The 13,068-nt window shown below is 30.3% G+C and carries 14 protein-coding genes; 1 reads left to right on the top strand and 13 read right to left on the bottom strand.

Going from position 1 to position 13,068, the window contains the following annotated elements; genetic code table 11:
- Together Q5O44_RS08900 and Q5O44_RS08895 are read right to left on the bottom strand one after the other, a co-directional pair.
- Window positions 1-372, bottom strand: a 372-nt coding sequence (locus Q5O44_RS08900; protein WP_302637706.1) for a DNA-processing protein DprA, incomplete at its 3' end; no start/stop codon positions are given.
- A gap of 8 nt (window positions 373-380) precedes the next feature.
- Window positions 381-1,901, bottom strand: coding sequence for a YifB family Mg chelatase-like AAA ATPase (locus Q5O44_RS08895; protein ID WP_022168064.1), 1,521 nt, complete (start codon window positions 1,899-1,901; stop codon window positions 381-383).
- A gap of 110 nt (window positions 1,902-2,011) precedes the next feature.
- Here Q5O44_RS08895 and Q5O44_RS08890 point away from each other — a divergent pair, with 110 nt between their 5' ends.
- Entirely contained in the window at window positions 2,012-2,380 is a 369-nt protein-coding gene (locus tag Q5O44_RS08890; RefSeq protein ID WP_022168063.1) for a YraN family protein, read from the top strand.
- On the opposite strand, the gene Q5O44_RS08885 is transcribed toward Q5O44_RS08890, so the two are convergent.
- The 11 genes from Q5O44_RS08885 to smc form a co-directional block, all read right to left on the bottom strand.
- Window positions 2,377-3,195, bottom strand: coding sequence for a ribonuclease HII (locus Q5O44_RS08885; RefSeq protein WP_022168062.1), 819 nt, complete (start codon window positions 3,193-3,195; stop codon window positions 2,377-2,379). The genes Q5O44_RS08890 and Q5O44_RS08885 overlap by 4 nt on opposite strands.
- 1 nt (window position 3,196) lies before the next feature.
- Window positions 3,197-4,087: a ribosome biogenesis GTPase YlqF gene (gene ylqF / locus Q5O44_RS08880; RefSeq protein WP_022168061.1), complete on the bottom strand. Its 891-nt coding sequence runs from the start codon at window positions 4,085-4,087 to the stop codon at window positions 3,197-3,199.
- A 117-nt stretch (window positions 4,088-4,204) separates the two neighbouring features.
- The gene (rplS, locus tag Q5O44_RS08875) at window positions 4,205-4,555 is read right to left on the bottom strand and encodes a 50S ribosomal protein L19 (protein WP_022168060.1); all 351 of its coding nucleotides are present in this window, start codon (window positions 4,553-4,555) and stop codon (window positions 4,205-4,207) included.
- A 116-nt stretch (window positions 4,556-4,671) separates the two neighbouring features.
- On the bottom strand, window positions 4,672-5,385 hold the full coding sequence (gene trmD, locus Q5O44_RS08870) for a tRNA (guanosine(37)-N1)-methyltransferase TrmD (RefSeq protein WP_022168059.1): 714 nt from the start codon (window positions 5,383-5,385) through the stop codon (window positions 4,672-4,674).
- Window positions 5,375-5,872, bottom strand: a complete 498-nt coding sequence (gene rimM / locus Q5O44_RS08865) for a ribosome maturation factor RimM (protein ID WP_022168058.1) — start codon at window positions 5,870-5,872, stop codon at window positions 5,375-5,377. Before rimM ends, trmD begins: the two co-directional genes overlap by 11 nt.
- A 105-nt stretch (window positions 5,873-5,977) precedes the next feature.
- Window positions 5,978-6,217, bottom strand: a complete 240-nt coding sequence (locus tag Q5O44_RS08860) for a KH domain-containing protein (protein ID WP_022168057.1) — start codon at window positions 6,215-6,217, stop codon at window positions 5,978-5,980.
- Between the two features lie 46 nt (window positions 6,218-6,263).
- Complete coding sequence (gene rpsP / locus Q5O44_RS08855) at window positions 6,264-6,509, bottom strand: 30S ribosomal protein S16 (protein ID WP_022168056.1); 246 nt, start codon at window positions 6,507-6,509, stop codon at window positions 6,264-6,266.
- 37 nt (window positions 6,510-6,546) lie between these two features.
- A complete protein-coding gene (gene ffh / locus Q5O44_RS08850) occupies window positions 6,547-7,899 on the bottom strand; it encodes a signal recognition particle protein (RefSeq protein ID WP_022168055.1) in 1,353 nt (450 codons plus the stop codon).
- A 17-nt stretch (window positions 7,900-7,916) separates the two neighbouring features.
- Window positions 7,917-8,246 carry a putative DNA-binding protein gene (locus Q5O44_RS08845; protein WP_022168054.1) on the bottom strand — a complete coding sequence of 110 codons (330 nt, stop codon included), beginning with the start codon at window positions 8,244-8,246 and terminating at the stop codon, window positions 7,917-7,919.
- A gap of 286 nt (window positions 8,247-8,532) precedes the next feature.
- A complete protein-coding gene (gene ftsY / locus Q5O44_RS08840) occupies window positions 8,533-9,450 on the bottom strand; it encodes a signal recognition particle-docking protein FtsY (protein ID WP_022168053.1) in 918 nt (305 codons plus the stop codon).
- Window positions 9,451-9,460: 10 nt separating this feature from the next.
- Window positions 9,461-13,018: a chromosome segregation protein SMC gene (gene smc, locus Q5O44_RS08835; protein WP_022168052.1), complete on the bottom strand. Its 3,558-nt coding sequence runs from the start codon at window positions 13,016-13,018 to the stop codon at window positions 9,461-9,463.
- Window positions 13,019-13,068: the final 50 nt, after the last annotated feature.

The following is a 13,068-nucleotide window of genomic DNA, read 5'->3' as shown; positions in this document are numbered from 1 at the left end:
ATCTAATCCATATATGCTGCTTTTTCTTGAACCTACTACAGCAATCATATCATCATATGCCAAAGAAAGCTCTCCCTTATAAAATAATATATAAGGAGGATCATCTATATTCCTTAGTTTTTCTGGATAATCTTCTTCTGTTATCCTTATAGTTTTAATAGAATTATCATTTAAAGCTTTTACAAAATTCATCTTGTCTTCATACGAGTCCTCTTTAATCTTTATTTTATCCTTAAGACTCATCATGTCAGATTTAAGAATTTCGTCAATATTATTATAAATATTTTCTTCATTATTATACATTTGTAATAATTTAAGCTTAATTTTATTACTTATATTAGCTAGTGTAAAGCGTATTTCATATTCGTTCATATCTACCTCTATACAATTTCTCCAAAAATATTTTTTCTATACCCTAAAGCTTCTATTATATTGTCTTCAGTTATCTTCTCTTCATCTTGTAAGTCTGCCATTGTTCTTGCAACCTTAACAATCTTACCATAAGCCCTTAGGGAAATACCATAACTCATATAACACTTTTCTAAAATTTTCCTTGCTTTTGTGGTAATGCTACATAATCTATAAATATCCTTACCAGTTATTTCAGAGTTATATCTATATTCTGTATTTCTTAAGCGATAGTTTTCTCTCTCTATTGCTAAAAGAATCCTTTCCTTCATTTTTTCTGAGGTATACTTTTCATTATTATTTAAAAGTTCCTCAGGTCGTACTCTTGGAATATAGCACAATAAATCCATTCTATCTATAATTGCACTAGATAGCTTATTTATATATTTGTGAATTTCCATATCAGTGCATTTACACTTTTTCCCCTCTGTATTCATCCAATTTCCACAAGGACATGGATTACTAGCAGAAATTAAAAGAAACTTACTTGGCAATATAAACCTCTCATGTTGTCGTGTCAAACTTATATAGCCTTCTTCCATAGGCTTTCTCAATAGCTCTAAAATTTCTCTTTTATATTCTAGAATTTCATCTAAAAATAATACTCCATTATGAGCTAAAGTTATTTCTCCTAAAGTTATTTCTCTCCCACCACCAATCAGTGCAGACTTTGTTATGGTATGATGGGGAGCCCTAAAGGGAATATCTAATGTTTCCATTTCCTTTCTAAGCCCTGCTATGCTATATATTTTGGCAACCTCCATTTGCTCTCTTTTTGTAAGAGGTGGCAATATGGAAGTAATTGCATTTGCTAACATGGTCTTACCTACACCTGGTGAACCAAACATATAGATATTATGCCTACCAGCTGCGGCTATTTCCATTGCTCTTTTAGCCTCTATCTGACCTATAATCTCGCAGTAATCTATTTTATTTTTATTTATCTTTTCTTTATGTATATTTTCTTTATAAGGCAATAAGTCACCATTAGTTATGTAAGCTATTACTTGCTTTAAATTATTAAATGGATAAAAATTTCCTTGACCATTTTCAGCAATCTCACTTAAGTTTTCTAAGGGAAAAATAAAATTTTCTTTTGCTTTGTTAGAACCTTCTAAGATTATAGGTAATGCACCTTTTACCCCTTTTAAGTTTCCATTTAATGAAAGCTCTCCAAAAATTATAAAATTCTCTAACTCTTTGTATTTTATCTGACCAGAAGCCATTAAAATTCCTATGGCTATTGGCAGATCCAAAAATGTACCTTTCTTTCTGACATCTGCTGGTGCTAAATTTATTATTATCCTCCCTAAAGGAAAAGTATATCCTGAATTAACAATTGCTGCCCTAACTCTTTCTCTTGCTTCTTTTACAGATGCCTCAGGAAGTCCTACCATATGAAATGACGGTATTCCTCTCATTATATCCACTTCAACATTTATAAGTACTCCGTCTAAACCATGATTGGTAGCACTATATATATTTATTGACATATTCATCACCCTTATTGATTATTGACAAAGTTTTTATTCTTAAACCTATTATTATCTAGTATAGGTAAAGGAAATATGTTAATCATTATAAATAAAAAGGAGATGTGTTTATGAATTATAATAAAACTATCGGAAAGTATGGAGAAACTATTGCAGCAGATTATCTCATTAATAATGGTTATGAAATATTAGATAGAAATTTTCAAACAAGGTATGGTGAAGTAGATATTATTGGGCAAAAGGATGACATGATAATATTTTTTGAAATAAAAAGCAGGTATACTAATTCCTTTGGTACTCCATTAGAATCAGTTACCTGCCATAAAAAAGGAAAGATAATTTCAATTTCTTCATATTATATATATGTAAATAATTTATATGATTACAATATAAGATATGATGTTATAGAAATTATTTTTAATCATTTAAATGATACATATAAAATAAATCATTTAATAGATGCTTTTAGAACTTATTAGCATCCTAATATATTATTTAAGAAAGACCTTCTATGTATTTCACATGGTCCATGTTCTTTTATTGCTTCAATATGCTTACTACTACCATATCCTACATTACCATCAAATCCATAGTAAGGATATTTCTCTGCATATTCCTTCATTAAATTATCTCTGTACACCTTAGCTACAATTGAAGCTGCTGCTATAGAGGCAGATTTAGTATCACCTTTAATAACAGCTTTATTATCTATTTCTAAACCTTTCACTGCATATCCATCTGATAATACTAGCTCTGGTTTTATTTCTAAAGAATTACATGCTTCTAAGAAAATTTCATTATTGCATACTCCTATGCCTTTTTCATCAATTTCTTTTGATGTCCTATAAGCAATCTTATAAGCAAGTGCTTTTTCTTTTATTATTATACTTAGTTCTTCACGTTTCTTTTCACTTATCTTCTTTGAATCATTTAGTTCAAGGATAAGATCATCATCAATAGCATTTAAATCTAAAATTACTGCACAACTAACTATAGGGCCAGCAAGAGGACCTCTTCCTACCTCATCTACTCCAGCTATTACACTATAGTCTCCAAAAGATTTATCAAAATCATACATAGTTCTTATACGTTTCTTTTCATTATCAAGTTTTTCTTTATCTTTAATTATTTTAGCACCTAAAGAAGATACATTTTTTCTTTTATCAGCAGTAAGTATTGATACAATCTTTTCATAGTCACTACTGTTATAAAACTCATTAAAGTCTATCTTACTTATTTCATCTTTTATTACTTTAAAGCTTAATTTAGATATGTCATCAGTTAATAGATTCATACTAAACTTCTCCTTCATTTTCTTCTTCGTCTAATACATCATCTACTCTTTCTAAAGATATATTTCCTATCTTTCCGCCTCTAAACTCATCTAATAATATAACAGCAATTCTATTGTAATCTATATGTCCACCTGACATTAAACAACCTCTTTTTCTTGCTATTGCATCTAATGTATCCAGTGGATCTTCAAATACTCTTTCAATCTTATATCTTGCCATTAATTCATTTGCATAATGCTTTTGAAGCCTTTCTACTAATTTATATGAAAGTTCTTCTGTATCCATTATTTCATCTTTAATTGCACCTGTAAAAGCTAAGTTTAAAGCTGTTCTTTCATCTTCAAATTTTGGCCAAAGAACCCCTGGTGTATCTAACATCTCTATTCCTAATGGAGTTTTGATCCATTGTTTACTTTTAGTTACCCCTGGTCTATCACCAGTCTTAGCTATATTATTCTTTGCCATCTTATTAATGAATGTAGATTTACCTACATTAGGTATACCTACTACCATTACTCTTATTACTACGTTAACTAATCCCTTAGCTTTATATCTTTCAAGCTTTTCTTTTAGTAACTCTTCAAGTGCTGGCTTTATTTGATTTAAGCCTTTACCTTTTAAACAATTTACTTCAATGGCTTTAACATTATCCTTAGATAATTCTTTCATCCATTCCCTTGTAACACGACTTTCTGTTAAATCACTTTTGTTTAATAGTATAAGTCTTGGTTTATTTCCACAAAGCTTTTCTATATCAGGATTAGCAGAACTTCTTGGTATTCTGGCATCTCTAATTTCTATAACTGCTTCTACAAGCTTTAAATTTTCCTTGATTTCTCTTTGCGTCTTTCTCATATGACCTGGAAACCAGTTTATTGTTGTCGTAGCCACTACACTTCACCTCTTTTAAGTATATATCTATATTGTTAACAAATTTATGTATTTTAATTTACCATAAAATAAAAGGGACTTATAACTAAGTCCCTTAATATCTTTATTAACTTATAACTATTTAGTTAATAATTCCTTAACTTTAGCAGCCTTACCTACTCTATCTCTTAAGTAGAATAACTTAGCTCTTCTTACTTTACCTCTTCTTGTTATTTCCATCTTTTCGATGATTGGAGAGTTAACTGGGAAAGTTCTTTCAACTCCAACTCCGTAAGCTAATCTTCTTACTGTGAAAGTTTCTCTTAATCCACCGTTTTGTCTCTTAATAACAGTACCTTCGAACATTTGGATTCTTTCTCTGTTACCTTCTTTGATTTTAACGTGTAACTTAACTGTATCTCCAATTCTGAAGTTTGGTAAGTCATTTCTCATTTGTTCTGCTTCAATAGCTCTTAATATTTCGTTCATAGTGCATTCCCTCCTAATTGATAATTGACGTTCTTAACAAATTATGTTCTTGACAGCGGAACGCCCGTACTAGCACGAGACTTATTGTAACATAATTAAAATTATATTTCAAGCAATTATTTTTTGCATTTTAAAATCTTTTTATCCTCTTTTGTCAGCTCCACTTTTTCATAAAGATCAGGTCTTCTCTCCTTGGTAATTAAAAGAGATTGTAACCTTCTCCATTTCCTTATATTTTCATGATGACCTGAAATTAATACTTCTGGTATCCTTTCTCCTTCAAAAACTTCTGGCCTAGTATATTGAGGATATTCTAAAAGACCATCTGAAAAAGATTCATCTTCATGACTTTCAGATTTGTTTAGAACTCCAGGCACAAGCCTTACAATAGAATCAATGACAGGAATGGCAGCCATCTCTCCCCCAGTAAGCACAAAATCACCTAGTGAAATTTGCATATCCACTTCTTTAAAGGCTCTTTCATCAATCCCTTCATAATGCCCACATAAGAAAATAAGATTTTCTTCTGTAGATAGCTCCTTTACAAGAGCCTGATTCATGGTTTTTCCTTTAGGACCAAGGAATATTACTTTACCCTTATTTTCCTTCTTACATGCTCTTATGGCATCAACTACTGGCTGAGCTTGCATAACCATTCCAGCTCCACCTCCATAAGGGTAATCATCAACTTTTTTATGCTTATTATTTGTATAATCTCTTATATTCACAGCTTCTATATCAATAATGCCCTTATCTTGTGCCTTACCTATTATACTATGATTAAATATGTCAAACATTTCTGGAAAGAGAGTTAATATATTAATCTTCATCCATCCATTCTCCTACTGGTCTTATGATAATTTTTCTTTCATCTATATTAATATCTGTAACTATAGATTTTAATACTGGAATTAAAAGTTCTTTAGGTTTTCTTATCCAATATACATCATTATTCTTAGTTTGAATAACATCATATATTTGTCCTAATTCTTTTCCTTCTGTATCAAATACTGTACATTCTCTTAAATCTGCAAGGAAGTAACAGTCTTCTTCTAATTCTACTGCATCTTCTCTATGTATTTCCATAAATTTATTTTTTAGTCTTTCAGCATCTTCTATTCTATCAATACCTTCTAATTTTACTATTACTCTATCTTTTTGGAACTTGCAGCCTTCAACTGATATAGTTTTTCCTTCAATAATAACATATTCTAAATCATTAAATCTTTTAGGATCATCAGTTAATGCTATAACCTTTACTTCTCCCTTTAATCCGTGAGTGTTAGCAATCTTTCCAACCTTCAATAATTGACTCATCTCTTCACCTCGTATGTATATTTATTACTATATTATTTATATCAGACTTTTATCCAAAAATCAAAAAATAATTATTATAATAAAGCAAAAAAGAGCTAGGAAATCCTAGCTCTTGTCATCTAATATTTCAACGACTACTTTTTTATCTACATTTAGTGACGCTGCCTTGACAACAGTTCTAATAGCTTTTGCTACTTTTCCCTGCTTGCCTATGACTTTGCCCATATCTTCTGGAGCAACCCTTAATTCAAGAACTACTGATTGCTCACCCAGAACTTCATTTACATGAACTTCACTAGGGTTATCCACTAAGGATTTAGCAATTACTTGTACTAACTCTTTCATAAGGTTTATAGCTAATATAATCAGCTATAAATTCACCTCCAAAAAATTATTTGTTGATACCTACTGTGTTGAATAATCTCTTAACTACGTCTGTAGGTTGAGCTCCGTTAGCTATCCACTTTGTAGCTTTTTCTTCGTTGATTTTTATTTCAGCTGGTTGAGCAACTGGGTTGTAGTATCCGATTTCTTCGATGAATCTACCATCTCTTGGAGATCTTGAATCAGCAACAACAACTCTGTAGAAAGGAGCTTTCTTAGCACCCATTCTTCTTAATCTTATTTTAACTGCCATTATTATTTCACCTCCTTTAAAGGATAATATCTATTTCTTAAAAAGGTAACTTGCCAAATAATCCTTTTTTACCAGGTTTTTTGGTTAATGATTTAAACTGTTTCATTTGTTTTCTCATCATTTCGTGACCTTTTATAAGCTTATTAACTGCTTGAAGCGATGTTCCTGACCCTTGGGCAATTCTCTTCTTTCTTGAAGAAGATCCAACAATAAGTTTTGGATTTTTTCTTTCTTTTGCTGTCATTGATTGAATTATTGCTTTAACTTTAGCTAACTCTTTTTCTCCTGCAGCAAAATCAATATCCTTAATTTCCTTAGGCATCCCAGGTATCATTTCCATAATCTTATTTAATGGTCCGAGTTTTTTCATTTGTTCAAGTGCTGTTAGATAATCATCATATGTAAAATCATTTTCTAACATCTTTTGACTTAACTCAGTAGCTTCTTTTTCATCTATGGCTTCTTGTGCTTTTTCTATTAAAGAAAGAACATCTCCCATACCAAGTATTCTTGAAGCCATTCTATCTGGATGAAAGACTTCAAAGTCATTCATCTTTTCTCCAACCCCAATAAACTTAATTGGTTTTTGGATCATTTCTCTTATTGAAAGTGCAGCTCCACCTCTTGTATCACCATCAAGCTTTGTTAAAACAACTCCACTTATATCTAGTGCTTCATTAAAAGTTTCTGCTACATTTACAGCATCTTGACCTGTCATTGAGTCAACTACTAGTAGAATTTCATTTGGATCTACGGCAGCTTTCACATCTTTAAGCTCAGTCATTAATTCTTCATCAATATGAAGACGTCCTGCTGTATCTATTATTACAACGTTCAAGCTATTTTCTCTAGCATATTTAATACCTTCTTTAGCTATTTCAACTGGGCTTATTTTATCACCCATTTGAAAAACTGGAACGTCAATTTGCTTACCTACAATTTCTAATTGCTTAATAGCTGCTGGTCTGTATATATCACATGCAACTAATAGCGGTCTTTTATTATGATTCTTTCTAAGTTGAAGCGCAAGCTTACCACTCATTGTAGTTTTTCCGGCACCTTGTAAACCAGCCATCATAATAACTGTTGGTCCCACACCACTAAAATCAATTTCGCTTTTGCTTCCACCCATAAGAGTTGTAAGTTCATCATTTACTATTTTAATAACTTGTTGAGCTGGTGTTAGACTTTCTAACACTTCGCTACCAACACATTTTTCACTAACATTTTTAACAAACTTTTTAACTACTTTAAAGTTTACGTCAGCTTCTAATAGCGCAAGCTTTACCTCTCTCATGGCTTCTTTTATATCTTTTTCACCAAGCTTCCCTTTACCTCTAAGCTTCTTAAATGTTTCCTGCAGCTTCTCGCCTAAACCTTCAAAAGCCATGTTTAAACCCTCCTAGTCTATAAATTAAACAAGATATCTTTGTATTCCTCTAAATCCTTTTCCTCTATAGAATACTTTTTCTTCATATCATTTAACAAAGCTTCAATTACTGATTCTTTTTCTAATGATTTTTTAAGCAAATTTAATTTATCTTCATAGGATAGAATTTGTTTATAACATCTTTTTATAAGGTCATGTATTGCTTGACGACTAGTATTATTTAGCTCTGCTATTTCTGCAAGAGATAAATCATCGTTATAATAAAGTTCCATGATATTCTTTTGTTTTTCTGTTAATAATGGACTGTATATGTCCATCAGTAAAGAAATCTCAACTCTATCTTCCATCTGCAATCACCTTACCTACCTCTGAAATTTTATCAAAGAAAATTACATGTGTCAAGTATTTTCACTTAACACTTTGTATTTTTTTGTTGAATACGGTAAAACCGCATAAATAAAGGTGTTAAAACACATTTTCTTTCTCTATAAGATAAAAATTTTCTTAATCTAATAAAATAAATATATAATAAACTTAACTATTCATCAATATTTTTTTGTTTGTTTATAAATGTAATTTGAAGAAACTCCTAAGAGTTTCCTCCAAAATTCATCATTCATAATTCATCATTAATTAAAATAGTGCTTCAACAAAGCTCTCTGCATCAAATTCTTGCAAATCTTCTATTCCTTCTCCAACGCCTATATATCTTACAGGCATTTTTAGTGTATTCTTGATAGATATTACTATACCACCTTTAGCTGTACCATCAAGTTTAGTAAGAATTATACCATCTATTGGACACACTTCTGAAAATTGCTTTGCTTGCATTACAGCATTTTGACCTGTAGTTGCATCAAGAACTAATAATGTTTCTTTTCTTGCATCACTAAGCTCTCTATCAATTATTCTATTTATCTTACCTAACTCATCCATAAGATTCTTTTTATTATGAAGTCTTCCTGCAGTATCACAAATTAATAAATCTACATTTCTTGACTTTGAAGCATTTATTGCATCAAAAACTACTGCAGCTGGATCTGAACCTTCTTCATGCTTAACAATATCCACCTTAGCTCTTTCACTCCAAACTACCAGCTGATCTATTGCCCCAGCTCTAAAAGTATCAGCTGCAGCTAATAATACTTTCTTACCTTCAGCTTTATTTTTAGCAGCAAGCTTACCTATGCTAGTTGTCTTTCCTACACCATTTACACCTATCACAAGCATTACTTCTTTTTCACCATGAAGAGCCTCTTCTGTTGCATCATCATTTTCAGTCATAATTTCAAGAATTACTTCCTTTAATGCTGGTCTTACTAGTTCCACATCATTAATTTTTTCTTTTCTAATTTTATCTTTTAATCTATCAATGATTTCCATAGTAGTATCCATACCAATATCAGCCATTATTAGTATTTCTTCTAATTCTTCGTATAGATCCTCATCAATTGTTATAGCTAATTTTAATGTTTCATTAATCTTATCTGTTAAAGCATTTTTTGTTTTAGTTAATCCATTTTTTAAGTTATTAAATAATTTTCCAAACATAGTTATCCTCCTACTCATTATCTAAATCTACTGACACTACTTTAGATACACCCTTTTCTTCCATTGTCACGCCATACATGACATCACCTGCTTCCATTGTTCCTTTTCTATGTGTTATAACAATAAACTGGACGTTTTTTGAGAATTTCTTTAAAAACTCTGCATATCTATATACATTAGCATCATCTAGTGCCGCTTCTATCTCATCTAAGATACAGAATGGTGTTGGCTTCATCTTTAATATAGCAAATAATAAAGCTATTGCTGAAAGAACTTTTTCTCCTCCAGACATCAAGTTTATGTTTTGCAACTTCTTGCCTGCTGGTTGAACATTTATAATTATATTAGATTTTAACACATCACCATCTTCTAATATAAGTTCTGCAGTACCACCGTTAAATAATTCCTTGAAAGTCTCCTCAAAGTTTTCATTTAAAATCTTAAAGTTTTCTTCAAATAACTCTTTCATTTTAATGGTCATTTCATCTATTACAGATTGCAACTCTTCCTTTGCTTTCTCTAAATCCTCTTCTTGTGTAGACATAAATTCATATTTTTCACAAACTTCGTCATATTCCACAATGGCAGATAAATTTACAGTTCCCAGTGCTGCTATTTTATTCTTTAATTTATAGACCATATCCCTTACAGAATTTATATTGTCTATCTTTACAGCAATTTCTTCTGCTTCAGCAAGTGTAAGTTCTAATTCAGAGTTAAGCTTATTTAATAAAGCTTCCTGCTCACTTTCTATTTTAGCATTTTGAATAGCTTTCTTATTCATTTCATTTTCATGAACCTTTATGTCTTCAACAAATAAGTTGTATTCTGACTGCTTAGATTTTTGATTTTCCTTTAAATTTATTCTTTTAACTTCATCTTCTTTAAATACATTTTCCAATTCTGATAATCTTTTATTCAGATTATTTATGGTATCTTTTTTATTTTCAATACCTTCTTCAAGAACTGTAATATTATCTAAATTAGATTTTATTTCTCCATCTAAAGATAAAATCTTTTCTGTAGCTTCATTTATTTCTGCCTTCTTAGCATAAAGTTCTCTCTTATCACCTTCAAGACTTTCATCTAAGGCAGCTTTTGATACTCTTATATCTGTATAGGAATTCCTGATATTTTCAAGTTTTTCTCTTCTATTTTCAAGCTCCTTATCTAAGCTTTTAATCTTTTCTTGCCCTTCTTTATTTCTATTCTCCAAGGTATCTAGTTCTTTAGTTTTAACTTCCAATCTATCATTTAATACTTTAAAGGCTTCTACAACTCTCTCCAGTTCTTCATTACTAAACTTAATAGATTTTTTCACCTTATCTACTTCATTAATTAAAGCTTTTACATCACCATCTAATATTGTTAAATCAATATTTTTTTGATGAATTTCTTCTCTCTTATTTAATATTTCTTCATCTAAATTCTTAATCTTCTTCTTAATTTCTTCAAATGCTGTTTTTTGTGATTTTAAATCACTTTTTTGTTTTTCTAAGGAAATAGCTAATTCATCTATTTCTCTCTTTCTTCCTAAAAGATTTGTATTCTTTCCTTGAATACTTCCTCCAGTTAGTGCCCCACCTGGGTTTATAACTTCTCCTGATAAGGTAACAATTTTATAATTATGCTGCCCCATCTTTGAAATATATAATGCAGCATCCATATCCTTAGCTATAAGTGTTCTTCCTAATGAATAATCTATTATATCTTTATATTTTTCATCAAATGATATTAAATCAGAAGCAATACCTAAATACCCTTCGTAATTTTTCACATTATTAGGAATTGTAATTCTTCTACCTTTAATAATATTTAATGGAAGGAACGTTGCTCTTCCTAATCCCTTTGTCTTTAAAAAAACTATAAGCTTTTTAGCATCATCTTCTTTTTGTGTTATAACATTAGATATGGCAGCTCCTAATGCAATTTCAATTGCTATTTCATATTGCTGTTCCACCTTAAAGATTTCACCAACAACATTTATTTCGCTGATGCCATTTACTCTGCCAGCATTGACATGCTCCATTAAATTTTTAACAGTTCTATTATATCCTTCATAATGCTTTTCTAAATTAGTTAAAACATTATGTCTAGCTTCTGTTTCATTTATTTTCTTTGTAAGTAAATTAAGTTTCTTTTCTTGTCCACTTAAATTATTATATTCATGAGATAGTGCTTTTTTTAGGCTTATCCCCTCTTCTTGTAACTTCTTAATTGTTTCTTTTGTCTCTTTAATATTATCCTCTAAACCTTTTATAGTTCCTTTATTTACAGATAAATTACGTTCAAAATTTTCAATATTAACTTTTATATTTCTTTGCTTTTCTTCATTGGTTTCTACGTCTTTTCTTAAAGAAACAATTAAATTATTTAAATTAGAATTTTTTGAAATATTATTTATCTCTTCATTCTTTAATTGAGCAATTTCCATTTCAAATTTTTTTATTTCATTATTAATCTCATTTATAGTGCTATCTATCTCATTTAATTCATTTAATTTATTGTTCTTTTCTTCCTCTTTAGATGAAAGCTTCTTTTCAATAGCTTCTTTTGAAGACTGTAAATCTGCCACCTTTATCTTTAAAGTCTTAATTTCTTCTTCGCCCTTAAGGATCATATTTTTGAAATTTTGCACTCTTTCATTGAAAAGACCTACATCTTTTTCATTTTGATTTACTTCTTCTCTACCTTTATAGTACTCATCTTTTTCTTTTGCATTTTTTTCTTCTAAAGATTCAATTTCTTTTTCTAAAGAAACTAAGTTTTCTTTAAATTTGTCTAAAATTTCTCTTTTAGCATTTATTTCTTTTTCTTTTTCTTCTAATTCCGTTGATACCTGCTCATAATCCTTCTTTATCTCTTCAATATTATGAACAAGCAGAGATACTTCCTTAATTCTTAGCTCTTCAGCTAATTCTCTGTACTCTAAAGCTTTTTCTTTTTCAATTCTTAATGGCTCAAGTCTTTCTTCATAAGTAGCAATAATATCTCTTATTCTCACTAGATTATTGTCAGTATTATCCAACCTTTTTTCTGCTTCTTCTTTTCTAGACTTATACTTTACTATTCCAGCTGCCTCTTCTAAAAGTGCTCTTCTATCTTCTGCCTTTCCACTTAAGATGGCATCAATCTTTCCTTGCCCAATTATTGAATATCCTTCTTTACCTATACCTGTATCCATGAAAAGCTCAGTAATATCTTTTAATCTACACTTTTGGTTATTAATTAAGTACTCTGTTTCTCCAGACCTAAATATTCTTCTTGTCACTGTAATTTCATTATAATCAGTTTGCAGAGTACCATCAGAATTGTCTAAAGTAAGAGAAACCTGTGCAAGTCCTAGAGGTTTTCTAAATTGAGTTCCTGCAAAAATTACATCCTCCATTTTTCCCCCTCTAAGGCTTTTAACACTTTGCTCTCCTAGTACCCATCTTACTGAGTCAGATATATTACTTTTACCACTACCATTAGGCCCAACCACGGCAGTTACGCCTTTTTTAAACTCCAGCTCTGTTTTATCTGCAAAAGATTTAAACCCACGCACTTCCAACGACTTTAAAAACATGACTTCACTCCTTTTTAACTACATAAGTACTGGAATCAACCCTAAAATAA

It is taken from the genome of Clostridium sp. CAG:221 (genome assembly GCA_000435835.1).
Lineage (GTDB): Bacteria > Bacillota > Clostridia > Clostridiales > Clostridiaceae > Clostridium.
The sequence above is the reverse complement of the archived record's forward strand: the minus strand, read 5'-3'. Positions and strand labels throughout refer to the sequence as shown.

Bases quoted from the DNA above. Each gene is read 5' to 3' on its own strand.
- Q5O44_RS08895 (WP_022168064.1), bottom strand. From the start codon at position 1,901: ATGTCAATAAATATATATAGTGCTACCAATCATGGTTTAGACGGAGTA.
- Q5O44_RS08860 (WP_022168057.1), bottom strand. From the start codon at position 6,217: ATGAAAGAGTTAGTACAAGTAATTGCTAAATCCTTAGTGGATAACCCT.
- Q5O44_RS08885 (WP_022168062.1), bottom strand. From the start codon at position 3,195: ATGAATCTATTAACTGATGACATATCTAAATTAAGCTTTAAAGTAATA.
- rplS (WP_022168060.1), bottom strand. From the start codon at position 4,555: ATGAACGAAATATTAAGAGCTATTGAAGCAGAACAAATGAGAAATGAC.
- trmD (WP_022168059.1), bottom strand. From the start codon at position 5,385: ATGAAGATTAATATATTAACTCTCTTTCCAGAAATGTTTGACATATTT.
- ffh (WP_022168055.1), bottom strand. From the start codon at position 7,899: ATGGCTTTTGAAGGTTTAGGCGAGAAGCTGCAGGAAACATTTAAGAAG.
- Q5O44_RS08890 (WP_022168063.1), top strand. From the start codon at position 2,012: ATGAATTATAATAAAACTATCGGAAAGTATGGAGAAACTATTGCAGCA.
- rimM (WP_022168058.1), bottom strand. From the start codon at position 5,872: ATGAGTCAATTATTGAAGGTTGGAAAGATTGCTAACACTCACGGATTA.
- smc (WP_022168052.1), bottom strand. From the start codon at position 13,018: ATGTTTTTAAAGTCGTTGGAAGTGCGTGGGTTTAAATCTTTTGCAGAT.
- Q5O44_RS08845 (WP_022168054.1), bottom strand. From the start codon at position 8,246: ATGGAAGATAGAGTTGAGATTTCTTTACTGATGGACATATACAGTCCA.
- rpsP (WP_022168056.1), bottom strand. From the start codon at position 6,509: ATGGCAGTTAAAATAAGATTAAGAAGAATGGGTGCTAAGAAAGCTCCT.
- ftsY (WP_022168053.1), bottom strand. From the start codon at position 9,450: ATGTTTGGAAAATTATTTAATAACTTAAAAAATGGATTAACTAAAACA.